Here is a 23,689-nt window from a genome sequence, read left to right as displayed (position 1 = left end):
ACGGGTTCTGAACGCCTGTTCACCAGGGCTCAGCCAACCACAATATGCACGCGGTTGCCGAATGGGTCACGCGTTTCGATGCCACCCTCGATCGGGGCGATCGCAGCGCCCGAATTTTGCAGCCGCCCTTCAACAGCCGCGAGGGTCGCCGCATCCGGCACGATGATGGTGAACCAGCGCAGGCCGGCCGAGCCGGGCGGCGGCAGCACGGCATCGGGACCCGACCAGATGTTGTAGGCCAGGGTATGGGGCATGTAGTCGAGCCCGACATCGCCCATGCCAAAGGAATGGATCAAGAGGAACCCGGCAAAGCCGATGACGTCGCGGTAAAAGGTGGTGGCGAGGTTGAGGTCGGAGACATGCAGATGGATATGGCCGATCCGGGTGCCGGCCGGCATCGACTGCTGCGGCAGTGGGTTGGGGCCGAGTTCATCAGCCAGCAGAGCGCGCAGATCGATGGGGTCGCGGCCCGAATGGGGCTGGCCATCGGCGGTGACGGCATAATGACCCTGATCGGGATGGCCGAGCGTGCCGCGCCAGGGCGTCTCGAAGGTGATCTCGATGCCATTGCCGTCGAGGTCCCAGAGATAAATGGCTTCGGACACCAGATGGTCGGTGGGCGCGATGCGCACATTATGGGCGAGCGCGCGCAGGGCCAGTTGCGCGAGGTCGGCGCGGCTGGGGACGTGGATGGCCACATGATAAAGCCCGATCGTGCGCGCCACGGCTGGCCGCAGGGCGCCGGTTTCGAGCACGATGAGGGGCTGGTCCCCTGCCCCCAGCACCAGCGCATTGCCGGTTTCCGACAGCAGGCGCAGGCCAACAACGTCGCGCCAGATGGCGAGGGCCTTGGCGCGGTCGGTGACCGCAAGATGGACGGGACCCAGCCGCGTCGTCAGCGGCAGGAGGGGCTGGGAGCGAATATCGGTTTGAACGCTGGCGTCGATCATGGTCGGGCCTTTCGGAGACGGGGATGGCTGATTGTCCCCCTTGATATAGAGCCCCCGCATTGTTCCAACCATCGGGCGCGAGGCGAAGGCATTGTTCGCTGGAGCGGGTGCAATGGGGCTCAGCTCCGGGAAGCTCCGGTGTGATGACACGACGACCCCCTCCCTCGGTCCCTCCCCTCAAGGGGGAGGGACGGCAAGGCCTCAGCAATGGTGCAGGTAGCTTCGGCCGGTTGAGGCCTTCCTGCCGCCGATGCGACCATATTAGCGATCGAGGCGTTCAATGAGACGTAACCAAGCCCGTCAAAAGCCTTGCAACGGCAAGCACTGGACAGACTAAGCTTGGGGCTCGACCCAGCAAAGGATCAAAAGCAATGACGAAGATCATGTACACCGCCCGCGCCACTTCCACCGGCGGCCGCTCCGGCCACGGCGCGACCGATGATGGCGTGCTCGATGTGACGCTGACCACACCCAAGGAACTGGGTGGCGACGGTGCGCGTGGCACCAATCCCGAGCAGTTGTTTGCCTTGGGCTATTCGGCCTGCTTTCTGGGCGCGATAAAGGGTGCGGCGCGCAAGACCAAGACCCCGATCAGCGAGGATTCGACGGTGACGGCGGAAGTCAGCTTCCGGGACCGCGAAGACGGTGAGGGTTTCTGGATCCAGGCGGCGCTCAAAGTGCACCTGCCGGGGCTCGACAAGGCCACCGCCGAGGATGTGGTGCAGCGCGCCCATGTGATCTGCCCTTATAGCGAAGTGTCGCGCAAGGGTTTTGAGGTAACGCTCGAAGTCGAGTAGTTTTGAGTTTTGAAGGGGTGTGGGGCGATGAGGTTTGGGCCTCTCGTTCCCCCCACCCCGTCCCTCTCCCGAGGGGAGGGTGACGCTCCCGATCAGCGGTGATCGACCGCTTGGAGCTGGGTGATTGCCGCGCTTTCCTCAGGCGATCTTGAGGCCTTTGGTGAGTTCGAGGGCCTGGCGTTCGAAGAGACGGCGGTAGATGCCGGCTTTGAGGGTGATCAGCTGGTCGTGGGTGCCTTCCTCGACGATGCGGCCCTTGTCGAAGACGAGGAGGCGATCGAGGGCGCGTACCGTTGAGAGGCGGTGCGCGATGACAAGGGTCGTGCGGCCGACCATCAGGCGTTCCATGGCCTGCTGGATCAGCACTTCGCTTTCGCTATCGAGGCTCGAGGTCGCTTCATCGAGGATGAGGATGCGCGCATCGGCGAGGAATGCCCGAGCGATGGCCACGCGTTGGCGCTCGCCGCCCGAGAGCTTGACGCCCCGCTCGCCCACCATGGTCTCGTAGCCCTTGGGCAGGTTCATGATGAAATCATGGGCGCTGGCCTGGCGGGCAGCCTGCTCGATCTGGGCGCGGCTGGCACCGGGACGGGCATAGGCGATGTTTTCGGCCAGGGTGCGGTGAAACAGGATCGGCTCCTGCTGCACAATGGCGATCTGGCCGCGCAGCGAGGATTGCTGCACGTCGGCGATGTTTTGCCCATCGATGCGAATGGCGCCCGAATTGACGTCATAAAGGCGCTGGATCAGCTTGACGAAAGTGGTCTTGCCCGAGCCCGAATGACCCACGAGACCCACCCGTTCGCCCGGCGCGATCTCGACCGAGAAATCGCGGTAGAGCGCAGTCTGGTGCGAACCGTACTGGAAGGTGATGTGGTCGAACTCAATCGCACCCGCAGTGATGCGGATGGGTCTGGCGCCCGGCTTGTCGTCGATACCGAGCGGCTCGTGATTGAGACGCACCAGTTCTTCCATGTCGTTGACCGAGCGCTGCAGGTTGCGGATGTGCTGGCCGACATCGCGCAGATGCCCCTGCAGCACAAAGAACATGGTGAGGACAAAGGTGATGTCGCCCGGCGAAGCGGCGCCCTGGCGCCAGAGCAGCAGGGCCGTGCCGAGGACCGCGGCCTGCATCAGCGCCATCATGGCGCCCTGCACGCCGCCATTGATCGTGCCACGCGTCCAGACCCGGCGGGTGCGCGAGCGCCATTTGGCGACGACACTTTCAAGCCGGCGCTCCTCGCGCTCCTCGGCGCCGAACGCCTTGACCACCGAATTGCAGCTGACCGCGTCGGCCAGCGCGCCGCCCATACGGGTATCCCAGGCATTGGCAAGGGCGCCGGCGGGAGCCACGAAATTGACCGACATCAGCACGGTAACAGTGACAAAAATGATCGAGCCGATGCCGACGACAAGGCCCATGACCGGCCAGGCCAGGCCCAAGATGACGGTGGCGCCAATCAGCATCAGCAGCGAGGGCCAAAGGGCGACCAGCAGCGTATCGTTGAGCAGATCGATGGCGCCATTGCCCCGCGTGATCTTGCGCACGGTGGAGCCGGCAAAGCTGTTGGCGTGCCAATCGGTCGAGAAGCGCTGCACCCGATGAAAAGCGGTGTTCACCACATTGCTCATGATGCGCAGGGTGAAGGGAATGATGTTGAAGTAAACGAGCTGGCGCAGCACGACCGAGCTCAGATAGAGCCCGACCATGGTCCAAAAGGCGATCACCGCCGTCCACCAGAAGCTCTCGTCCTGCCCCGAACCCGAGGCCACGGCATCAACGAGGCGCCCGGCAAAAATGGGGGTCAGCGCTTCGGCCAGCGTTGCCAGCAGAACGAGGGTCGCGATGGTGGCGATGCGCCAGGGCTGGCCCCGCCAGTGGGCAAAGGTGAAGCCGAGCACGTCGCGAAAGGCATCGGCGCGGAAAGGAAGCTTGTTTGACGACATTGGGGGTTTCCGGCGGCGTTGGCGCACCGGTCCTCGATGGCAATGGGAAAAACGCACAACCGGAAGGGCTTAAAGGCCCCGGGGCAAGACATGAGGTTGTGGCGGAATAAGCGGCGCCGCGAGGGGCAGCCCGGGCAACGCCTAAACTAGCGTCGACCCGATGGGGAAACGGTGATCGATACTGTCATGCAACGCCTCCCTGGCCCGGAACAGGGGATGGTTCTTAGAGGAAGAGCCGCGTTTTGCCAAGAGCCAAAACTCACGCCAATGTGAGGGGTGGCAAGGTGAGGGGCAAAAAAACAACGGCGCGGCTTCCGGGAAGGGAAGCCGCGCCGCTGGTCGGGTGGGAGTGCCGGGGGCTCGATACAGAGTGCCCAGCCGAGAAAATCAGATCGTGTCGGTGGTGTATTCGCCATAAGCCAGGGCTGCCATGAAGGCTGCGAACATGGCAACAATTGCAGCGACGATGAGAATGGTCATTTCCGGCTCTCCGTTGTTTCTGGAGAGGGTTCTAGCCCCGGCGGGAGATGCGCTTCTTGATCTAGATCAAACGGAGTAGCGTTTTGGCTGGCCGGGCGCGGTGGGAGCGGGTAGTTTGGCCGCTGTTGTTCACTGCTTCGGTTTTATTCCATGACCACCAATGGCCCCATCGATCCCGTCAAGCTCGACAAACTGGCGCAAGTTGCCATCAAGGTGGGCCTGCAGCTGCAGCCCGGCCAGGACCTGGTGATGACGGCGCCGCTGAGCGCGGTGCCGCTGGTGCGCCGGATCACCGAGCATGCCTATAAGGCAGGCGCCGGGCTCGTGACCACGATCTATGCCGATGAGGAAGCAACGCTCGCGCGCTACAAATACGGCAATGAGGCGAGCTTTGATCGCGCCGCGGGCTGGCTCTACCAGGGCATGGCCGATGCCTTCAAGAACAACGCAGCGCGGCTGGCGATCTCAGGCGACAATCCGATGATGCTGGCGGGCCAGGATCCCGACAAGGTGGGCCGGGCCAATCGCGCCAATTCGGCGGCCTACAAGCCGGCGCTGCAGCTGATCACCGGCTTCGACATCAACTGGAACATCGTGTCCTATCCGGGCGCGGCCTGGGCCAAGCTGGTGTTCCCCCATGACAGCGAGGAAGTGGCGGTGAGCAAGCTCGCCGACGCCATCTTTGCCGCGAGCCGCGTCGACCAGCCCGATCCGATCGCCGCCTGGGCCGAGCACAATGCCAATCTCAAGCGCCGCTGGACCTGGCTCAATGGCAAGGCGTTTTCGGCCCTGCATTATACCGGGCCAGGCACCGATTTGACGGTGGGCCTTGCCGATGGGCATCGCTGGAAGGGCGGCGCCTCGGAAGCCAAGAACGGCATCACCTGCAACCCCAATATCCCCACCGAAGAAGTGTTCACGACGCCGCACCGCATGCGCGTGGATGGTTATGTGGCGGCGACCAAGCCGCTGTCGCATAATGGCGCGCTGATCGAGGAGATGCAGGGCCGGTTTGAAGGCGGGCGGCTGGTGGAGCTCAAGGCATCCAAGGGGCAGGATATCTTCAACAAGGTGCTCGACACCGATGAGGGCGCTCGTCGCTTGGGTGAAGTGGCGCTGGTGCCCCATTCCTCGCCGATTTCGGCGTCGGGGATCCTGTTCTTCAACACGCTTTATGACGAAAACGCTTCCTGCCATATCGCGCAGGGCCAGTGCTATTCGGATTGTTTCGTGGGTGGCAAGGATTTGAGCCAGGAGCAGATCAATGCCCAGGGCGGCAACAGCTCCAATATCCATATCGACTGGATGATCGGCTCGGACAAGATCGACATCGATGGCGTGCATGCCGATGGCTCGCGCGAGCCGGTTATGCGCGGGGGCGAATGGGCCTAGCCCGGCGCGTTTACCGCGCCATCATCGCCGCAAGCCTCTTGCTGGTGCTGGTGTGCGGCGGCATGGCTTTCGATATCTGGCGCTATGGCGAAGCGAGCTCGGCCGAGCCCGCTGACGCCGCCTTGGTGCTGGGGGCAGCGGTGATCGGGGAGCGGCCGACGCCGGTGCTCGAGGAGCGGCTGCGCCATGCCCAGGAGCTGCACCAGCGCGGGCAAGTCAGACAGATCGTGGTAACGGGCGGCCTCAGCCCCGAGGATGATTTGACCGAGGCAGAGGCCAGCCGGCGCTGGCTCGTGTCGCGCGGCGTGCCCGAGGGCGATGTTGTGCTCGAGGATCAATCGCGCACGACGATCGAGAACCTCGCCTTTGGCAAGGCGGTGCTGGAAGCGCATGGGATCGGCAGCGTGTTGATCGTGTCGGACCCCATCCATATGCGCCGCGCAATCATGATCGCGGACCGGCTGGGCGTTATCGCCAGACCCTCGCCGACGCCCACGACGCGCTATCGCAGCTGGCAAACCCAGGTGCCGTTTTTGGCCAAGGAAGTGTGGTTCATGGCGCAGTATCTCGTGACGGGGATGTAGCGGGGCTAATCCAGCGGCTTGAGGCCGGCAAGGAGGGTCGGCAAGAGTTCGGTGACGGTGGGGTGGATGTGCATCGTCTGCGTCATCGAAGTGTAGGGCAGATCGCCGGTCATCAGCTGCAGCAGCGATTGCACCACCTCGTCGCCGCGGATGCCGAGGATCGCGGCGCCGAGGATGCGCTGGGTTTGCGCATCGACAAAGACCTTCATCAGCCCCTCGGTTTCGCCGCGCTCGCGGGCGCGGGCGACCTTGCTCATGGGCATGGTGGCACTGAGCACCGGGCGGCCGAGCTTGCGCGCTTCGCTTTCGCCGATGCCGATGCGTCCCAGGGGCGGGTCGATGAAGAGGCCGTAGACGGTGGTGCGGCCGGCAATGGAACGGGTGCCGCCATCGAGGAGGTTGTCGGCGACGATCTCGAACTCGTTGTAGGAGGTATGGGTCCAGGCGCCGCGGCCGTTGATGTCGCCCATGGCCCAGATGCCGGGTACCGCCGTGCGCAGGTGATCATCGACGGGAATATAGCCGTGCTTGTCGGCTTGGAGGCCGGCGGCGGGGAGGTCGAGGTCTTCGCTGTTGGGGGTGCGGCCGAGCGCGAGGAGGAGATGACTGCCCGAGAGCGTGTGCTCGCCATCGGGGCCGCGCAGGGAAAGGGCGATGCCGGGGCCGTCAGGACGGACGGACTGCACTTCCGTGTCGAGGAGGAACTGGACGCCGTCGCGCTCGAGGATCTGGCGGATGGCGGCGGAGATGTCGGGGTCTTCGCGGCTGGCGGGACGGTCGCCGCGGGCGAGGATCGTGACCTTGGCGCCAAAGCGCGCATAGATCTGGGCAAACTCGAGCGCCACATAGCTGGCGCCCGCAATCACCAGATGCTCGGGGAGCGTATCGAGCTCGAGGATGGTGGTGTTGGTGAGATAGGGCACGTCCTTGATCCCCGGCCAATCGGGGATGCTGGGCCGGGCGCCGGTGTTGATGAAAAGGCGCGGGGCGGTGAGGCGGCGGTTGTTGACCTCGATCTCAGTGGGCGAGACGAAGCGGGCGGAGCCGGTGATGAGTTCGAGCCCCTCCGTGTTGCCGAGCCAGTCGGTCAGGCTTTGCACGGAAGCATTGACGACCTTGTCCTTGCGCGCCTTGACCGCCCGCATGTCGACGCGGACCGGGCCGTCGAGCACGACACCATAATCGACGGCATGGCGGGCCATCCAGGCGGCGCGGGCGCTGGCGACGAGGGTCTTGGTCGGGGTGCAGCCATCATTGACGCAAGTGCCACCGAGATGGGTGCGCTCGACCAGGGCCGTCTTGTGCCCGGCCTCGGCGAGCCGCGCGGCCAGGAACGGTCCGGACTGGCCGGCCCCGATGATGATGGCATCAAACTGCTCGGCCATGGGAACCCCCTTGCTGCCCATCAGCTTAGTGCGGGATGGGCGGAGCCGCCAGCCCCCGGGCCGGCGTGGTTAAGCGGGCGATAGCCAGTCACCCCGATCCGGCTTGCACCCGTTGTCCCCGCGGGCCAGTGTTCGGGGACCCAAGAGGAGTGTTGTTGCATGACCCCCGAAGAGCGAATTGCCGTTTCGAGCTGGTCGCTGCACCGGCTGCTGGGCAGCACCTATCCCCATGATCTGACCCGCAATGAAGTGGGGAGGGAGGAGCTGACCTATGGGGAGGGCAGCGAAACCCTGCTCGACCTGCCATCCGCGCTGAAGCGGCATGGTTATCATCGGCTCGAATTGGTGTCCTTTCACCTGCGCAGCCGCGATCCGATTTATCTGGAAGAACTGCGGGCGAGCCTTGCGGTCTCGGATGTGCGGCTGCAGACCCTGTTGATCGATGCCGGCGACATCACCGATCCCGTGCATGGCGATCGCGACCGGGACTGGATTGCCGGCTGGATCGAAGTCGCCAATACACTGGGCGCAGACAATGCCCGGGTGATTGCCGGCAAGCAAAAGCCGACCATGGCGGCGCTGGATCGCTCGGTGGCTGCGCTGCGCATCCTCGCTGATCGCAATGCGGGCTCATCGGTGCGGCTCGTGACCGAGAACTGGTTTGACCTGTTGCCGACGCCGCAGCAGGTGCATTGGCTGCTCGATCAACTGGACGGACGCGTTGGATTGCTGATGGATTTTGGCAATTGGTCGGGGCCGGGCAAATACGAGGCGCTGGCATCCATCGCGGGGCGGGCGGAGCTCTGCCATGCCAAGGCGCATTTCTCAGATATTGGGGTTCTCGATGAGGCGGATTACTCCGCCTGCATCGTTGCGGCCGAAAATGCCGGTTACCGCGGCCCCTATACCCTGATTTATGACAATGACGTGCTGCGCGAATGGGACGGCTTGCGCCATGAGCGGGACTTCGTGATCGGCTGGTCCGAGCACGAAGAAGAGGTCTAGGGCAAGGCGGCCGCGAGCGGGGTGGTCTGGCGCGGCATGCGGTTCCAGGCGTCCAGCGCGGCGATCTTGTAGGCTTCGGCCAAGGTCGGGTAATTGAAGGCATTCTCGACGAAATAGTCGAGCGTGCCGCCCAGATTGAGCACGGCCTGGCCGATATGAATGAGCTCGGTCGCGCCCTCCCCCACGATGTGGACGCCCAGCAATTTGCGGTCCTCGAGCGAAAACATCATTTTCATCATGCCCGACTGCAAGCCCATGATGTGGCCGCGCGAGGTTTCGCGGAAGCGCGCCACGCCGCTTTCATAAGGAATGCCTTGCGTGCGCACCTGCTGCTCGGTGAGCCCAACAGTTGAAATCTCGGGCACGGCATAGATGCCATAGGGGAAGAACTCGGGAGCGGGGTGCATGGCCGCGCCGCAGGCATGAAGGGCCGCAATCCGCCCCTGCTCCATGGACGTAGAGGCGAGCGAGGGAAAGCCGATTACGTCGCCGGCGGCATAGATGTTGCGCACATTGGTTTGGAAGGTGGCAGGGTCGACCTTGAGGCGGCCGCGATCCTGCGGGGTGATGCCAGCGTTTTCGAGCCCCAGATTGGCGGTCGCGCCAGAGCGGCCGGCCGCATAAAGCAGCATGTCGGAGCGAATGCGGCGCCCGTCGGCGAGGATCGCGATCGGCCAGCCCACGGAATCGAGCTCGACCTGATCGACCTTGGCTCCGAGACGCAGGGTGACGCCGCGCTGGCGCAGTTCGTGGGTGAACTCCTCGATGATCTCGCGATCGATGAAATTGAGAATGGTGTCCTTGGGCTCGATGATGGTGACGGGCACATCGAGCGCCGAAAAGATGGTGGCGTATTCGATGCCGATCACGCCGGCCCCGACCACGGTCAGGCTCTTGGGTACGCGCGGCTCAAACACGAGGCTATCGCTATCCACTACGGAGCGGTCGTTGAAGGGGATATTGGCGGGGCGATAAGGGGTGGTGCCTACGGCGATCACGGCGTAATCAAAGGAAAAGACGTGCTCTTCGCCATCGGGGTCGGTGACGCTGATCCGGTTGGTATCAAGGAAGCGCGCCATGCCGCCAAAGGTGCGCACGCCATTGCGGGCGAACTGATGCTCGAGCACTTCGATCTCGTAATCGAGCGTCTTGCGCAGGCGCGAGCCGAGATCCTTGCCCTCGATCTCCTTTTTCACCCGATAGGCGAGACCATAAAAGCCGCGCTCGCGCCAACCCGAAAGGTTGAGCACGGTTTCGCGTAGGGTTTTCGAAGGGATAGTGCCGGTATGGACCGAAACGCCACCGAGGCGCAGCCGGTTTTCCACCACCAGCACCGAGCGGCCGAGCTTGGCTGCCTGCACGGCGGCACGGCGGCCGGCGGGGCCGCTGCCGATCACCACGATATCATAATGGTCCATGAAGACTCCTTGAGGTGCCGGTGACGGGAGGCGATTTCACCCTTCCAGGGCAGGACGGGCAAGACGAAGCGGCGCGAGAACGTTAAGAGTGCGGGCTAGGCGGGCGGCGCTCCGGTCAGAGCGCCGCAACCGGGGCGGGCAGGTCATAAAACTTTTGCACCACGTCCCAGCCCTCCTGGGCGGTGTCGACCACGTTGAACAGTTCAAGATCATTGGGCGAGATGGTTCCGGCTTCCGCCAGCGCCTCGAAATTGATGACCTTGCTCCAAAAGCTCGCGCCAAACAGCAAGAGCGGCACCCGGGCCATGCGGCCGGTCTGGATCAGGGTCAGCGCCTCGAAGAATTCATCAAGCGTGCCAAAGCCGCCGGGGAACACCGCGACTGCCTTAGCGCGCAGGAGAAAATGGATCTTGCGCGTGGCAAAATAATGAAAGTTAAACGAAAATTCCGGCGTGACGAAGAGATTGGGCGCCTGCTCATGGGGCAGAACGATGTTGAGCCCGATGGAGGGCGCGCCCACATCGGCCGCACCGCGATTGCCCGCTTCCATGACGCCCGGGCCGCCCCCGGTCACCACCACAAATTCCTTGAAATCAAGGCTGCGCGAGGTTTCCGAGGCAAGGCGCGCGAAATCGCGCGCCACATCATAGTAGCGCGAGGCGGCTTCCAGATTGGTTTTCTGGGTCTGGTTCTTGGCGGCCCAGGCCGGCTTGCCGGGCTCGGGAATGCGCGCACCACCAAACAGGACCACGGTGGAATTGATCCCCGCTTCGCGCAGACGGAACTCGGGTTTCAGATATTCCAGCTGGAAGCGGACGCCGCGGATGTCCTCGGAGGTGAGAAAGTCGTCATCGGCGAAAGCCAGGCGGAATGCGGATGACTGGGTCTGGGGCGTATTGGGAGCGCGCTGGGAAGCGTCAATATCCTCCTGAGAGGTACGCAACGGGGTGGGACGGCGTCTGGCCAAGAAAAGCTCCGATACGGGCAGTTGGGTTTTGTGGTGAGTTAAGCGGGCGGGGAACGCGGGGTAAAGGGTCGCACCCCGCAAAGGGCTGCGCCCTTATCATATAGGTATTTGGACCCGATCTTGAAGACGATGGCCGCAGCGGCGGGCAGATTGGTCGCCTTCGAGCCGCGCGCGAGCGCGGATCAAGGGCGCGCTGCACCGGTCTTGCCCCTTGCCTTTACGGCCATTTATTCGCATATAGCGCCTCGGGAGGTTGGCGCGGACGTGTTCCTCGCCAACCGGGTCAGGTCCGGAAGGAAGCAGCCCCAACGAGACCTGCACGGGTCGTTGCCAGCCTCCTATTTATTCCCGAGCTGAGCCAGCGGCTCCCCGGTTTTTTCCTTTTTCACCATGCATTGGAGGGCAGGATGGCGGACGCTCAAACCTCGCCTTATCTGGTGCTGGCCCGCAAATATCGCCCGCGCGACTTCTCGACCCTCGTGGGGCAGGACGCGATGGTGCAGACGCTGGGCAATGCGTTCAAGCAGAACCGCATCCACCACGCCTTTATCCTGACCGGCGTGCGCGGCGTGGGCAAGACCACGACAGCACGGATTCTCGCGCGCGCCTTCAACTATGAGGATGCGAGCGGGCGGCACCCCACGCTTGACCTCTCGGTCGAGGGCGAGCATTGCCGCGCCATCATTGAGGGGCGCCATGTCGATGTGGTGGAGATGGATGCCGCGTCCAATACCGGCATCAACGACATTCGCGAGATCATCGACTCGGTTAAGTACGGCCCGGTTTCGGCGCCGTTCAAAGTCTATGTGATCGACGAAGTGCATATGCTCTCGACAGCGGCCTTTAACGGGCTGCTCAAGACGCTCGAAGAGCCGCCGCCCTATGTGAAGTTCATTTTCGCGACCACCGAGATCCGCAAGGTGCCGGTGACCATCCTGAGCCGCTGCATGCGGTTCGACCTCAGGCGGATCACTCCCGAGGTGATGACGGCCTATCTGCAATCGATCCTCGAGCAGGAAGGGATCGGGTTCGAGCCCGAGGCGCTCGCCATGATCGTGCGGGCCGGTGAAGGCTCGGCGCGCGACAATCTTTCGCTCCTCGACCAAGCGATCGCCCATGGCGATGGGGCGGTGACGGCGGCGACGGTCAAGGCGATGCTGGGGCTGGGGGACCGGTCGCGGATCATCGACCTCTTTGAAGAAGTGATGGCCGGGCGGATCGGGGACGCGCTGCAAACGCTGCGTTCGCTTTATGACCTCGGGGCCGATCCGCAAACGCTGATGGCCGATCTTGCCGATTTCACCCATCTCGTAACGCGCATCAAAGTGGTGCCGGCGGCGGGCGAGGATTTGTCGCTGACCCCCGACGAGCGCGTGCGCGGGGCCGAATATGCCGGGCGGCTACCGATGCGGGCGCTGTCGCGGGCCTGGCAGATCCTCTTCAAGGGCCACGAAGAAGTGGGGCGGGCCAACAATGCCCTGCAGGCCGCCGAAATGGTGCTGGTGCGCCTGGCTTATGCGGCCGATCTGCCGACGCCCGACGAGTTGATTGCCAAGCTGGCCAACCAGCCTGCCCCCGCGCCGGCGCTGTCGCCGGGCGGCGCCTATGGGCGTGCTCCGAGCGGTGGTGGTGGCGGGCAGGCGATGCGCGTTGAGGCGCCGCCAGCCTTCCAGAACGAGCCGGCCGTGTCTCGGCCCCTGCCCTCCCCTGAGGATGCGCCCCAAGCTTTGGCGCAGCCGGTGCTGGTGGCGACGCAGCCGCCCGAAACCGTGCAGCCCGCTCCCCCGCCGCCCCCGGCCATGGCCAAGGTGGGCAGTTATCGCGAACTGATTGCGCTGGCGGGCGCCAAGCGGGACGTGCTGCTCAAGCTGGCGCTGGAATCGCAGATGCGGCCCGTGTCGTTCAGCGAAGGACAGATCGAGGTGGCGCTGGCCGAAGGCGCCGATCCCGGTGTCATCGCCATGTTGTCGGCGCGGCTGCAGCAATGGACGGGTTCGCGGTGGCTGGTGACCGTATCGAGCAAGCCGCCCGAAGGCCTCACGTTCCGGCAGGAGCAGCAGGAGCGGCAAAAGGCGGCGCATGCGGCGGCGCATGAAGATCCGCTGGTGCAGGCCATACTTGAGACCTTTCCGGGTGCGAAGGTCGTGAATGTGAAATTGCGTGACGATGCCGTCGCGCCCGAGGCCGATGCGGCCCCCCCGCCAGCAGAAGAGGACGAGGAATGAAAGACATCATGGGCATGATGAAGGCCGCCACCGAGATGAAGAGCAAGATGGAGGCCATGCAGGCCGAGCTCGGCGACCTCGTGGTGGAAGGCCAGGCGGGCGCGGGCATGGTCACCGTCTCGCTCAATGGCAAGGGCGAGATGCGCGGCGTCACCATCGATCCGAGCTTGTTCAAGGACGACGATGTCGAGGTTCTTGAGGATTTGATCGTGGCCGCGCACAACGATGCCAAGAGCAAGGCGGAAGCCGAAATGCAGCGCAAGATGGCCGAAGTCACCTCCGGCCTGCCGCTGCCTCCGGGCATGAAGCTGCCGTTCTAGGTTTGTTGGACTGATGTGAAGGCGCGGGGCATTCCCGCGCCGATCCCGTTGCGGCGCGTGGCGCCACCTCTTCGCCCACCGGGCGTCGGGGCAGGAATGATGTTGATGGCGAGCGGCGGACCCGAGATTGAACAGCTGATCCAGCTGATGGCGCGCTTGCCGGGCCTGGGGCCGCGTTCGGCGCGACGGGCGGTGCTGCAGCTGATCAAGAAAAAGGATCAGCTGATGATCCCGCTCTCGGCGGCGCTTGACCGGGCCGTCGTGGCGGTGCGCACCTGCGAAGTGTGCGGCAATGTCGATACGCAAAGCCCCTGCGCCATCTGCGCCGATCCGCGGCGGGGCGAAAGCGGCATGCTGCTGGTGGTGGAAGACGTGGCCGACCTTTGGGCGCTCGAGCGCGCCGGCGTCGGCGCGGTGAAGTACCATGTGCTCGGGGGCGTGTTGTCGCCGCTCGATGGCGTCGGGCCCGATGATCTTTCGATCGAGGCCCTGCTGGCGCGGGCACCCGAGTTCAGCGAGATCGTGCTCGCGATCAATGCGACGGTCGAGGGGCAGACCACCGCCCATTACATCACCGACCGGCTGGGGCATGGCACCACCAAGGTGACGCGCCTCGCCCACGGGGTGCCCGTGGGCGGGGAGCTCGATTATCTCGATGAAGGCACGTTGAGCCAGGCGCTCAAGGCGCGCACGCTGGTTTAGCGGACGCCCTTGTCGGGATCAAAGCCGTCGCCTTCTTCCCATTCGGTTTCATCGAGCGGCTCGGGCTCGTCTTCGTCATCATCGAAGGGAGCGCTGTCGGCCGCTTCCCCGGTGATGGCGGCGCGGCCATCCACATCATCGGGCGAGAGGGCATCGAGGTGGTCCTCGGGATCCTGCGCCAGAACGCCCGTGGCATTGCCATAGTCGAATTCGTCGTCGGCATCGGCCAGCGAGCCCGAGAGTTCGGCAATGGCGCGATCGATTTCGTCGAGCAGCGGATCGGTATCGGGATTGGTGGCAAGATCGCCGGCCTGGCGGGCGCGGATCTGGTCGGCCAGTTCGCGCAGGCGATCAACGCGTTCGCCCGCCGGGCGGTCCTCGCCATAAAGCAGGTCGTCCACCTCATCCTGGCTGATCGGTTGGCCGACAATGACTTCGTCGACGGCATCGGCCGGTGCGGTGTCCTGCGGCAGGATAGAGCCGGGATGGTTTGTGGGCATGGCTTGCTTCCTTGAGCGAGAGTGTTCGAAGCACACAACGCGCCGGAGCGAGCGCGGGTTCACTGCACCGATCAACTGCTTGGGGGGACTGCAACGGGGCGCCGGCCGGCTCGTTGCTGGATCAACGCAAGGAGCGGTTGATGAGCAAGGCATTGCACAAGGGCACGAAAGTGACGTGGAACTGGGCCGGCAGCACGGCACAAGGCACGATCGTGGAGCGGTTCACCGATAAGGTCACCCGCACCATCAAAGGCGCCGAGGTGACGCGCAATGCCAGCCAGGAGGAACCGGCCTTTTTGATCCGGCAGGAGGATGGCGACGAGGTGCTCAAAAGCGCCAGCGAGCTGGAACCGAAGTAAGCCGCGGGCTTACTCGCCGGCCAGCCGGGGTTGTTCCTCGAAATCCATGGCGTCGATGCGCTCGCCGCGCTTGTTGATCTTGCCGGTGGAGGTGAGGATATCGCCGATATCCCGGCTGGCCTGGTTGAAATGGGTCTGCAGCTTATTGACCCGCTCGTCGAGGCGCCCGAGATCGGCCAGCAATTCGCGCACCTCGCCCTGGATCAAATGGGCCTGTTCGCGCATGCGCACATCGCGCAAGAGGGCCTGGATCACCTGCACCGAGAGCATCAGGAGCGCGGGCGAGACGATGACGACGCGGGCGCGCGCCGCCTTTTGCACCACATCGGGGAAATGCTCGTGAATATCGGCAAAGATGGATTCGGAGGGCACGAACATGAAGGCGGTGTCCTGGGTTTCCCCCGCGATGAGGTATTTCTCCGCAATTGCCTTCACATGCACGCCGATATCACCGCGAAACTGGGTTTGCGCGGCGCGCAAGGTTTCGGGTGAGTCAGCCATGCCGAGGCGCTGCCAGCTTTCGAGCGGAAACTTGGCATCGATCACGAGGCTCGGTGCGCCATTGGGCATGAGCACGAGGCAATCGGGGCGGCTGTTGTTGGAAAGCGTAGTCTGGAAGGAATAGCTGTTGGGCGCCAGCCCATCGGCAATGATCGCTTCCATGCGCCCCTGCCCGAAAGCGCCGCGGGTTTGCTTGTTGGCCAGAATGGATTGCAGCGACACGATCTCGCTCGAGAGCGAGGTCATGGTGGATTGGGCGCGATCGATGACCGCGAGGCGCTCATGGAGCTTTGACAAGCCCTCATCGGTCTTGGCGCGGGTTTCCTGCAGGGCCTGGCCGACGCGTTGAGAGGTGGAATCGAGCCGCTCGTTGACCAGACGCGCCAGATCGGAGGTGCGCGAGCCAAAGATCTCGGACATGGTTTGCATGCGGCCCGTCATCTCCGACTGCACCTGCATAAGCCCGGCGAGATGGCGCTCCATGGCTTCCGAGCGCGCCAGCACCGCCGCAGTTTCCGCCGCTCGCGCTTGCCCGGTGCGCAGCGCCGCCAGCACGAGCACCAGCAGCAGCAGGACGATGAGCCCGCCACCCGCCGCGAGCGCCTGGAGCGGAGTGACTGCGAATTGGCCGAAAACAAGAAGCGGGCTGTCCATGCTGCTGGTTTAGGACGATTCGGGCGTTCCTCCTATGTTCTTGTGCGGCGCGGCGCCAACTGGCGACCAGTTGCGGGGGGAGTGACCCGGATTTTACGGGGCAACAACACAGGTTTAGGGAATGCCTACTCCCACCCCCCCGGCGCGTTGCGGGTGGAGCCAGGAGAGAGCCATGCCACTATATTTCTTTGATACCGATGATGGTGACGTCTTGTTCAGGGACGAGATCGGCTCTGACCTGGCTAGTGACCACGCCGCGCGCGACGAAGCCTCAAGCGCCCTGGCGGAACTGGCCAAGGACCATATTCCCGGGGCCTACCCGCAAAAGAACATCACCATGTGGGTGCGCAATGAAGAAGGTGAGCCGATCCTGCAACTGGCGCTGAGCTTTGCCATCCGGCCCCTGAAATAGCGGCGTGGGCGCTGCCGACCAGTTCGCGCAATTCAGTCGAGCTCCCCGGCGTAAGCGGCCAACTGATCAATGGTGGTGCCCCAACCTTCATCAAAGCCCAGTTCGGCGTGCTTGTGGCTATCGGCGGCGTGGAGGACACGAGCGGAATAGCGGGTGCCCGGCCCTTCGGGCGTAAAGGTGATGATCGCCGTCAGCGCCAGCCATGGCTCGGTGGGACGCCAGCCTTCGGCCAGGGCCGTGGTCCAGACCAGGCGCTGCTCGGGCAAAACCTCGAGAAAGCAGGCTTCCACATGGGGTTGGAATGGCCCCTCCCCTTCGCGCATCCGGGTTTCAAAGCCGCCGCCGGGGCGCAGATCGAGCTTGACCACCTCGCATTCGATGGGCGCCGGGATCCACCAGCGCGCGAGATGCTCCGGCCGGCTCCAAGCGGTCCAGACCTTGGCGGGCGCTGCGTTGATGAAGCGAGTAATGGTGAGTTCGTTGTCGCAAACAGTCATGGATTTGGCTCCTCGGCCAGATGGTTTTCGACATAAGCCGCGAGCCGATCCGCCCCGGCGCTCCAGAATGCGCGTTGCTCGGCCAGCCAGCTTTCGGCTTGCAGCAGCCGCTCGGGCTCGATGCGGCAGGTGCGAATACGGCCGGTTTTTTCCGTCGCGATCAAACCGGTCTCCTCAAGCACCCGCAAATGCTTGAGAAAGGCGGGCAGACCCATGGCGAAGGGCTCGGCCAGTTGCTTGACCGGCTTGGGGCCAGCCAGCAGCTGGCGCAGCACCGCCCGCCGGGTCGGGTCGGCAAGGGCGTGAAAGGCTCCGTCAAGGGCTGGGTCAAAGTTCTCCATGTGGTGAACTATAGACATCAGTTCACCACTTGGCAAACTAAACCTGTTGCGCGTTAGTAAGTGGCGCTCAGGCGGCGTGCGGTGGGTCTTGCTCGAACTGACCCCCGCCCTTCACCGGTGTGAGCCAGGGTTCGCGGCGCTTGATCCAGCCTTCGCGGGTGGGCACGAAGGCGGCCGGGACCTGATCGAGCGAACCCAGCACGATTTCAGCGCCGGTTTCGTCGAGGTGGAAGAGCGGCGCGCCGCATTGGGGGCAAAAGCTGCGCCCCTCAAAAGTGGCGTAAGTGCCGGTGACCGAGAAGCGATCGACCGGCCAGTCGGCATAATACAAAAAGGTGCTGCCGGTTTCGCGCCGGCAGTCGGTGCAATGGCAAAGGCCGACTTTGAGCGGTTCGCCCGTCACTTGGTAGCGCACCGCGCCACAGCGGCAACCACCCTGATAGGTTGTTGGCATGGCGTTATTCCTCCCTGTTGCGGCAACGGAACGGCCTTGGCGGGGTTCCAGCGCAGTTGACCGGAAGCGCCGAAAATACCATATCGGGAACAATTCCCATTTTGCCTGGACGAATTAACATGGCTATCCGCCCCATTCTTGTGTTGCCCGACCAGCGGCTGCGTGCCGTCGCCGACGCCATCCCCGAGGTGGACGAGGAGATCAAGACGCTGGCCAAGGACATGCTGGATACCATGTATGACGCGCCCGGCATTGGTCTTGCCGCCCCCCAGATCGGGGTGATGAAGCGCATCGTGGTCATGGACCTGGCGGGCGAAGGCGAAACGCCCGATCCGCTGGTGATGATCAATCCCGAGATCACCAAGGTTTCCGACCAGATCCAGGTGACCGAAGAAGGCTGCCTGTCGATCCCCGAGCTCTACTATGAAGTGGAGCGGCCTGACGCGGTGACGGTGAAGTACACCGATCTGGATGGCAATGAAGTGGTTCGGGATGCCGATGGCAAGCTGGCCGTTTGCATCCAGCACGAGATCGATCATCTCGATGGCGTGCTTTACATCGACTATCTCAGCCGCCTCAAGCGCGACCGGGTGATCAAGAAGTTCGACAAGGCCGCCAAGCGCGCCGCGGGGTAGCCGCACCACGACCACGTGGTTCGAGGCTGCGCTGCGCACCTCACCATGAGGTCTACTGCAGGAGCGCAGCAGACCGATCATCTAAAAGTCTACCGAAGCTGTAGGCGTGCCCAGGAGTTTGCCGATGCGCGTTGTTTTCATGGGCACGCCCGAATTTGCCGTGCCGACCCTGTCCGAGATCGTTTCGAGCGGGCATGAGGTGGTGGCAGTTTATACGCGCGCCCCAAAGCCAGCCGGGCGCGGGCAGGCCGAGCGCAAGTCGCCGGTGCATCTGGCGGCGGAAGCGATGGGCATTCCCGTGCTGACGCCGCGCTCACTCAGGGGCCCCGACGAGCAGGGCGTATTTGCGCTCCATGATGCCGATCTCGCGGTGGTGGTGGCCTATGGGCTCATTCTGCCCAAGCCCATTCTGGAAGCGCCGCGTGAGGGCTGCCTTAACCTGCATGGCTCGCTGTTGCCGCGCTGGCGGGGCGCGGCGCCGATGCAGCGCGCGATCATGGCCGGGGACACGCAAACCGGCGTCATGGTGATGCGCATGGAAGAAGGGCTCGACACCGGGCCTGTCGCCCTGGGCGAAGTGATCCCCATCGGCCCCGACACCACGGCGGGCGAATTGCACGATACGATGATGCGGGTTGGCGCCGATTTGATGGGCCGGGCGCTGGCGGCGCTCGAGCGCGGCAGCCTTGATTTCACCCCGCAGCCCGAAGCTGGCGTGACCTATGCCAAAAAAATCGAAAAGGGGGAAACCCGGATCGACTGGTCGCGGCCGGCCGCGGAGGTGCACAACCATATTCGCGGCCTTTCGCCCTTTCCCGGCGCCTGGTTCGAGATCGAGCTCGGGGGCAAGCCGGTGCGCGTCAAGGCGCTGCGCTCGACCCTCGCGGCAGGATCAGGGGCGCCCGGCACGGTATTGCCGGAGCTGACCATTGCCTGCGGGACTGGCGCCGTGCGGCTCGTCCAGGTGCAGCGCGAAGGCAAGACCGCGATGGATGCGGCGACGTTTCTGCGCGGCGCCGGTGCGCTGCCGAGGATGCTCAGTTGATCGCGAACTTCGAGATTTGTGCTCCCTCCCCCCTTGAGGGGGAGGGCCGGGGTGGAGGGTGGCCTTGTGGGTCACTGATGGACCCCCTCCCCCGGCCCCTCCCCTCAAGGGGGCGGGGAGGCCAGACCTTGGGCCGGTGCTGAGCCATGGCGCGGTTCAAGCTCGTTCTGGAATATGACGGCACCCCGTTTTCGGGCTGGCAGGTGCAGCCGGCCCGGCTGAGCGTGCAGGGCGTGCTGGAAGACGCCATCGAGCGCTTTTCGGGCGAGCGGGTGGTGACGCAAGCGGCCGGGCGCACCGATGCGGGGGTGCATGCGTTGGGCCAGGTGGCGCATTTTGACCTTTCGCGCGCATGGGACCCGTTCCGGGTGCGCGAGGCGCTCAATTATCACTTGCGGCCCCATCCGGTGGCGGTGATATCGGCCGCAGCGGTGGACGAGAGCTTTGAAGCGCGGTTTTCCGCCACCGCGCGCCATTACGAATACCGTATCCTCAATCGACGGGCGCCGGCGGTGATCGAGCGCAACCATGTGTGGCACTTGCCCATGCCGCTCCAAGCCGAGCCGATGCACGAAGCGGCGCAGGGCATTCTGGGCCTGCATGATTTCACGACGTTCCGGGCGGCTGAGTGCCAGGCCAAGTCGCCGCTGCGCACGCTCGACCGGCTCGATGTGCGGCGCGAGGGCGAGCATATTGTCGTGGTGGCGAGTGCGAGGAGCTTCTTGCATCACCAGGTGCGCTCGCTGGTGGGCTCACTCAAGCTCGTGGGTGAGGGCAAATGGGCGCCGGAACGCTTGCGCCAGGTGCTCGATGCGCGAGACCGGCGTCAATGCGGGGCGATGGCGCCGTCAGCCGGGCTGTATCTGACCGGGGTCGACTACTAGACGGGCGGCGGCGGCACTGCCGGCATCAGCATGCCGTAGAACAGCAGCAGCCCGATGCTGGCGCCCACCAGCTGGGCGACGATGAACATCGCCACCTGCATGGGCGAGAGCGTCACGATCAGGCGGGCAATGTTGATGTCGATGATGATCACGACGATGATCACGCCGAAAAAGGCAATGCCGCCGCCATCGCCCACCAGCAGCAGGAGCAGCGACAGGAAGGCAGTAAAGAACGTGGTCCAGTTATCGGCGACCAGGAAGGGCACGAAGCCATCGGTGCGCCCGAGCTGGCGCAGCACCACATAGGCGAGAGCCGCCTGAAGCAGGAACAACACGCCATTCATCAGCAGGCCACGGGTGGCTAGGCCCGGCTCAAGCCCAAGGCCGAACAATTGCGGCACGAAGGCCGAGATCGCGTTGGCCAGGAGGAAGGCAATAAAGGAGCCGATCAGGCCGCGCTGGCTGAAATCGAAAAAGCTTGCTGCCTGCCGGTTGCCGGTCAGGAGCGCAAAGCAGCCGCGTGCCGCACTGGCCAGTTCATCGCGAAAACTCGTGGTCGGCTGGGCCAATGGTTACTCGGCAATCATAGGGGGGACGCGGCGGGGTTCAGGAGCATGTAAAGGCTCACCGGCATGCCGACAAGCAGCGCGATCGTTAAAACTGCAAATGCGACCGAAACGCCTCGGCTCCAGCCGGCCGCAACACGGCCGAGGCGATAAAGCAAATAGCCCAGCGCGAGCCAGACCAGCAGCAGCGCGGGGCCGCCGATGAGGGAAACCACCGTCCCGGCAACAAGATAGGCCACCAGCGCATAAATGCCGGGGACCAGCAAAGTGCGCAGCGCGGCCGGGCTGGCCAGAACGCGCTTGGTGATCTGGATGGCCAGCAGCAGCGCCAGGATGGACAGCGCCTGCACCACCAGCGCCGAAGCGATGCCCATCATGCTGGGCATGCCAACGCCCATGGAGGCGAAGGCGACGGACAGAAAGGCGAAAAACAGGAAGATGGACAGCGCGGCCGCGAGGCCTGCATTGGTCAGGGTGAAGTGCTGCGACCAGGCGGGGTCACCGCGCAGCAGCAGCATCCAGCCGCGCCAGGCCCGGGTGAGCGCCGCCCAAAGCTTCACGGAACCGCACCGGCAAAAAAGCGGCGCATGAATTGCGTGTAGATCTCGGTCAGCCCGGTGAGATCGGAGATGGCGATGTGCTCGTCGATCTTGTGCATGCTGGGGCCCACAAGACCACATTCCACCACCGGACCATAGGGGGCAATGAAGCGGGCGTCCGAAGTGCCGCCGCCGGTGGAATATTGCGGGCGCTGCCCGGTGCAGTCCGCGATGGTGTCCGACAGCAATGCAACATGCTCGCCGAGGGGGGACAGGAAGGACAGCGAGGGGCGGCCGATGACCTCGAACCGCACGGTGGTGCCGGAGGGATCCACCTCGGCGATGCGCTCGCGCACCCATTGTGCCAGGGTGTCGGGGGTCCAGCCATCGTTGAAGCGGATATTGAAGCGCAGCGTCCCGGCGGCGGGGATCAGATTGGCGGTGGGATTGCCCACATCGATCGAGGTGAGCTCGAGATTGCTGGCGGGGAAATGCTCGGTCGGGGTGTCGAGGCGCGTTTCGCTCAGGGCGAGAGCAATGCGGGACAGTACGGGGAGCGGGTTGTTGGCCTTTTCCGGATAGGCGACATGGCCCTGGGTGCCCTCGACGGTGACAACGCCCGAGAACGAGCCGCGCCGGCCGATTTTGATGCTGTCACCCAGGGTGGCGGCGGAACTCGGCTCGCCCACCAGGGCGAAGTCGAAACGGTGACCCTGTTCATTGGCCCAGGCCATGAGCTTGCCGGTGCCGTTGACCGCGTCGGCTTCCTCGTCATTGGTGATGGCGAGCATGATCGTGCCGGCGTCAGCGGGAATGGCGGCGGCCGCGGCGACAAAGGCTGCAATGCCCGACTTCATGTCGGCGGCGCCGCGGCCATATAGCTTGCCCTCGCTGTGGCGGGCGGTGAAGGGGTCACTGGTCCAGAGGGCTGGATCGCCAGGGGGCACCACATCGGTGTGGCCGGCGAACAGGAGCCGGCGCCCGCCCTGCCCCCGCATCGCGAAGAGATTGTCCACCGGGCAGGAGCCGTCGCCCTCAAAGCGCAGGCGCTGGACCGAAAAGCCCAGACTTTGCAACTCGGCGCCGAGCAGGTCGAGCGCGCCGGCCTCTTCGGGGGTGACCGAGGGGCAGGCGATCAGGCGGGTAAGGAGGTCAACGGGGTCGGTCATATCGGGATGGTTCCGAGAGCGTGGCCCACCCCACCCTGCCTCCTCCATTGAGGGGGAGGGGAAGGAGGAGCCTGCGCTGGCGACTTAATCGCGGAGGAGCTCGTTGATGCCAGTCTTGGAGCGGGTTTGGGCGTCCACGGTCTTGACGATCACGGCGCAGTAAAGGTTGGGGCCGGGCTGGCCATTGGGCAGGGGCTTGCCCGGGAGCGAGCCCGAAACCACTACGGAATAAGGTGGCACCTTGCCGATATGGATTTCGCCGGTGGCGCGATCGACGATCTTGGTGGAAGCGCCGATGAAGACGCCCATGGAGATCACCGAGCCTTCGCCAACGACAACGCCTTCAACGATTTCCGAACGGGCGCCAATGAAGCAATTGTCCTCGATGATGGTAGGAGCCGCCTGCAGGGGCTCGAGCACGCCGCCAATGCCGACGCCGCCGGAGAGGTGGACGTTCTTGCCGATCTGCGCGCAGGAGCCGACCGTGACCCAGGTGTCGACCATTGTGCCTTCATCGACATAGGCACCTAAATTGACAAAGCTCGGCATCAGGATGACGTTCTTGGCGATAAAGGCCGACTTGCGGGCGATGGCGCCGGGCACGGCGCGGAAGCCGGCATCGCGCCACTGATTGTCACCCCAGCCTTCGAACTTGGTCGGCACCTTATCCCACCAGGTCGAGCCTTCAGCGCCACCGGTCATGGCCTTGTTGTCATTAAGACGGAAGGACAGGAGCACGGCGCGCTTGAGCCACTGATTGACCTGCCACTCACCATCGATCTTTTCGGCCACGCGGGCCTGGCCGCTATCGAGCAGGTTCAGCGCCGTTTCGACGGCGTCACGCACTTCGCCTGTGGTGCCGGGATTGATCTCGGCGCGGTTGTCAAAGGCGGTGTCGATGATGCGGGCAAGATCGGCATGGGACATGGGGGAACTCTCGAAAGATAGGGGGTGTGAAGGG

General features: G+C 64.3%; 26 protein-coding genes and 1 other RNA gene. 13 read left to right on the top strand and 14 right to left on the bottom strand.

Features of this window, described 5'->3' with window-relative positions; genetic code table 11:
* Window positions 1-29: 29 nt before the first annotated feature.
* Window positions 30-950: a VOC family protein gene (locus tag HRQ64_RS04935; protein WP_172122432.1), complete on the bottom strand. Its 921-nt coding sequence runs from the start codon at window positions 948-950 to the stop codon at window positions 30-32.
* A 371-nt stretch (window positions 951-1,321) separates the two neighbouring features.
* On the opposite strand from HRQ64_RS04935, the gene HRQ64_RS04930 reads away from it, so the two are divergent.
* Window positions 1,322-1,747, top strand: a complete 426-nt coding sequence (locus HRQ64_RS04930; RefSeq protein ID WP_127752012.1) for an organic hydroperoxide resistance protein — start codon at window positions 1,322-1,324, stop codon at window positions 1,745-1,747.
* A gap of 138 nt (window positions 1,748-1,885) precedes the next feature.
* Here HRQ64_RS04930 and HRQ64_RS04925 read toward each other — a convergent pair whose 3' ends face one another.
* On the bottom strand, window positions 1,886-3,694 hold the full coding sequence (locus HRQ64_RS04925; protein WP_172122431.1) for an ABC transporter ATP-binding protein: 1,809 nt from the start codon (window positions 3,692-3,694) through the stop codon (window positions 1,886-1,888).
* 630 nt (window positions 3,695-4,324) lie between these two features.
* Between HRQ64_RS04925 and HRQ64_RS04920 the strand changes: the two genes are divergently transcribed.
* Both HRQ64_RS04920 and HRQ64_RS04915 read left to right on the top strand, forming a co-directional pair.
* Window positions 4,325-5,566: an aminopeptidase gene (locus HRQ64_RS04920; RefSeq protein ID WP_172122430.1), complete on the top strand. Its 1,242-nt coding sequence runs from the start codon at window positions 4,325-4,327 to the stop codon at window positions 5,564-5,566.
* A complete protein-coding gene (locus tag HRQ64_RS04915; RefSeq protein WP_172122429.1) occupies window positions 5,557-6,150 on the top strand; it encodes a YdcF family protein in 594 nt (197 codons plus the stop codon). The genes HRQ64_RS04920 and HRQ64_RS04915 overlap by 10 nt, the downstream gene beginning before the upstream one ends.
* Before the next feature lie 5 nt (window positions 6,151-6,155).
* Here the strand turns inward: HRQ64_RS04915 and HRQ64_RS04910 are convergent, their stop codons facing one another.
* Complete coding sequence (locus tag HRQ64_RS04910) at window positions 6,156-7,535, bottom strand: FAD-containing oxidoreductase (RefSeq protein ID WP_172122428.1); 1,380 nt, start codon at window positions 7,533-7,535, stop codon at window positions 6,156-6,158.
* A 159-nt stretch (window positions 7,536-7,694) separates the two neighbouring features.
* On the opposite strand from HRQ64_RS04910, the gene HRQ64_RS04905 reads away from it, so the two are divergent.
* Window positions 7,695-8,540 (top strand): TIM barrel protein, encoded by an 846-nt coding sequence (locus HRQ64_RS04905; protein WP_172122427.1) that lies wholly within the window; start codon window positions 7,695-7,697, stop codon window positions 8,538-8,540.
* On the opposite strand, the gene sthA is transcribed toward HRQ64_RS04905, so the two are convergent.
* The gene (gene sthA / locus HRQ64_RS04900; RefSeq protein WP_172122426.1) at window positions 8,537-9,958 is read right to left on the bottom strand and encodes a Si-specific NAD(P)(+) transhydrogenase; all 1,422 of its coding nucleotides are present in this window, start codon (window positions 9,956-9,958) and stop codon (window positions 8,537-8,539) included. The genes HRQ64_RS04905 and sthA overlap by 4 nt on opposite strands.
* A 115-nt stretch (window positions 9,959-10,073) precedes the next feature.
* Window positions 10,074-10,925, bottom strand: a complete 852-nt coding sequence (locus HRQ64_RS04895) for an LOG family protein (protein ID WP_248307218.1) — start codon at window positions 10,923-10,925, stop codon at window positions 10,074-10,076.
* 247 nt (window positions 10,926-11,172) lie between these two features.
* On the opposite strand from HRQ64_RS04895, the gene ffs reads away from it, so the two are divergent.
* The 4 genes from ffs (at window position 11,173) to recR (ending at window position 14,172) form a co-directional block, all read left to right on the top strand.
* Window positions 11,173-11,268: signal recognition particle sRNA small type (gene ffs, locus HRQ64_RS04890), an RNA gene on the top strand.
* A 64-nt stretch (window positions 11,269-11,332) separates the two neighbouring features.
* The gene (locus HRQ64_RS04885) at window positions 11,333-13,150 is read left to right on the top strand and encodes a DNA polymerase III subunit gamma/tau (protein ID WP_172122425.1); all 1,818 of its coding nucleotides are present in this window, start codon (window positions 11,333-11,335) and stop codon (window positions 13,148-13,150) included.
* Window positions 13,147-13,470, top strand: a complete 324-nt coding sequence (locus HRQ64_RS04880) for a YbaB/EbfC family nucleoid-associated protein (protein ID WP_172122424.1) — start codon at window positions 13,147-13,149, stop codon at window positions 13,468-13,470. Before HRQ64_RS04885 ends, HRQ64_RS04880 begins: the two co-directional genes overlap by 4 nt.
* A gap of 105 nt (window positions 13,471-13,575) precedes the next feature.
* Window positions 13,576-14,172 (top strand): recombination mediator RecR, encoded by a 597-nt coding sequence (gene recR, locus HRQ64_RS04875; RefSeq protein WP_172122423.1) that lies wholly within the window; start codon window positions 13,576-13,578, stop codon window positions 14,170-14,172.
* Here recR and HRQ64_RS04870 read toward each other — a convergent pair.
* Entirely contained in the window at window positions 14,169-14,672 is a 504-nt protein-coding gene (locus tag HRQ64_RS04870; RefSeq protein WP_172122422.1) for a hypothetical protein, read from the bottom strand. The genes recR and HRQ64_RS04870 overlap by 4 nt on opposite strands.
* A gap of 140 nt (window positions 14,673-14,812) precedes the next feature.
* Between HRQ64_RS04870 and HRQ64_RS04865 the strand changes: the two genes are divergently transcribed.
* The gene (locus HRQ64_RS04865; RefSeq protein ID WP_172122421.1) at window positions 14,813-15,031 is read left to right on the top strand and encodes a DUF2945 domain-containing protein; all 219 of its coding nucleotides are present in this window, start codon (window positions 14,813-14,815) and stop codon (window positions 15,029-15,031) included.
* 9 nt (window positions 15,032-15,040) lie between these two features.
* Here the strand turns inward: HRQ64_RS04865 and rmuC are convergent, their stop codons facing one another.
* Window positions 15,041-16,186: a DNA recombination protein RmuC gene (gene rmuC / locus HRQ64_RS04860; protein ID WP_172122420.1), complete on the bottom strand. Its 1,146-nt coding sequence runs from the start codon at window positions 16,184-16,186 to the stop codon at window positions 15,041-15,043.
* Between the two features lie 172 nt (window positions 16,187-16,358).
* On the opposite strand from rmuC, the gene HRQ64_RS04855 reads away from it, so the two are divergent.
* Complete coding sequence (locus HRQ64_RS04855) at window positions 16,359-16,598, top strand: hypothetical protein (RefSeq protein WP_172122419.1); 240 nt, start codon at window positions 16,359-16,361, stop codon at window positions 16,596-16,598.
* A gap of 32 nt (window positions 16,599-16,630) precedes the next feature.
* Here HRQ64_RS04855 and HRQ64_RS04850 read toward each other — a convergent pair whose 3' ends face one another.
* The 3 genes from HRQ64_RS04850 to HRQ64_RS04840 are packed head-to-tail and all read right to left on the bottom strand — an operon-like array spanning window position 16,631 to window position 17,890.
* The gene (locus tag HRQ64_RS04850) at window positions 16,631-17,095 is read right to left on the bottom strand and encodes an SRPBCC domain-containing protein (protein WP_172122418.1); all 465 of its coding nucleotides are present in this window, start codon (window positions 17,093-17,095) and stop codon (window positions 16,631-16,633) included.
* Window positions 17,092-17,454 (bottom strand): metalloregulator ArsR/SmtB family transcription factor, encoded by a 363-nt coding sequence (locus tag HRQ64_RS04845; protein WP_248307217.1) that lies wholly within the window; start codon window positions 17,452-17,454, stop codon window positions 17,092-17,094. Before HRQ64_RS04845 ends, HRQ64_RS04850 begins: the two co-directional genes overlap by 4 nt.
* A gap of 49 nt (window positions 17,455-17,503) precedes the next feature.
* Window positions 17,504-17,890 carry a GFA family protein gene (locus HRQ64_RS04840; protein ID WP_172122417.1) on the bottom strand — a complete coding sequence of 129 codons (387 nt, stop codon included), beginning with the start codon at window positions 17,888-17,890 and terminating at the stop codon, window positions 17,504-17,506.
* Window positions 17,891-18,009: 119 nt separating this feature from the next.
* Between HRQ64_RS04840 and def the strand changes: the two genes are divergently transcribed.
* The 3 genes from def (at window position 18,010) to truA (ending at window position 20,454) form a co-directional block, all read left to right on the top strand.
* Window positions 18,010-18,525 (top strand): peptide deformylase, encoded by a 516-nt coding sequence (gene def, locus HRQ64_RS04835; RefSeq protein WP_127751996.1) that lies wholly within the window; start codon window positions 18,010-18,012, stop codon window positions 18,523-18,525.
* A gap of 124 nt (window positions 18,526-18,649) precedes the next feature.
* Window positions 18,650-19,570 carry a methionyl-tRNA formyltransferase gene (gene fmt / locus HRQ64_RS04830; RefSeq protein WP_172122416.1) on the top strand — a complete coding sequence of 307 codons (921 nt, stop codon included), beginning with the start codon at window positions 18,650-18,652 and terminating at the stop codon, window positions 19,568-19,570.
* A gap of 146 nt (window positions 19,571-19,716) precedes the next feature.
* Window positions 19,717-20,454 (top strand): tRNA pseudouridine(38-40) synthase TruA, encoded by a 738-nt coding sequence (gene truA, locus HRQ64_RS04825; protein ID WP_172122415.1) that lies wholly within the window; start codon window positions 19,717-19,719, stop codon window positions 20,452-20,454.
* Here the strand turns inward: truA and HRQ64_RS04820 are convergent.
* The 4 genes from HRQ64_RS04820 to dapD all read right to left on the bottom strand — a co-directional run bounded on the left by HRQ64_RS04820 (window position 20,451) and on the right by dapD (window position 23,655).
* Window positions 20,451-21,023: a hypothetical protein gene (locus HRQ64_RS04820; RefSeq protein ID WP_172122414.1), complete on the bottom strand. Its 573-nt coding sequence runs from the start codon at window positions 21,021-21,023 to the stop codon at window positions 20,451-20,453. The two genes, truA and HRQ64_RS04820, sit on opposite strands and share 4 nt — an antisense overlap.
* Before the next feature lie 14 nt (window positions 21,024-21,037).
* On the bottom strand, window positions 21,038-21,580 hold the full coding sequence (locus tag HRQ64_RS04815; RefSeq protein WP_172122413.1) for a hypothetical protein: 543 nt from the start codon (window positions 21,578-21,580) through the stop codon (window positions 21,038-21,040).
* A complete protein-coding gene (gene dapE, locus HRQ64_RS04810) occupies window positions 21,577-22,728 on the bottom strand; it encodes a succinyl-diaminopimelate desuccinylase (RefSeq protein ID WP_172122412.1) in 1,152 nt (383 codons plus the stop codon). Before dapE ends, HRQ64_RS04815 begins: the two co-directional genes overlap by 4 nt.
* 84 nt (window positions 22,729-22,812) lie before the next feature.
* Window positions 22,813-23,655, bottom strand: coding sequence for a 2,3,4,5-tetrahydropyridine-2,6-dicarboxylate N-succinyltransferase (gene dapD / locus HRQ64_RS04805; RefSeq protein ID WP_172122411.1), 843 nt, complete (start codon window positions 23,653-23,655; stop codon window positions 22,813-22,815).
* Window positions 23,656-23,689: the final 34 nt, after the last annotated feature.

The organism is Devosia sp. 919 (genome assembly GCF_013185965.1).
Taxonomy (GTDB): domain Bacteria; phylum Pseudomonadota; class Alphaproteobacteria; order Rhizobiales; family Devosiaceae; genus Devosia.
This window is presented reverse-complemented; position numbering and strand designations above follow the sequence as displayed.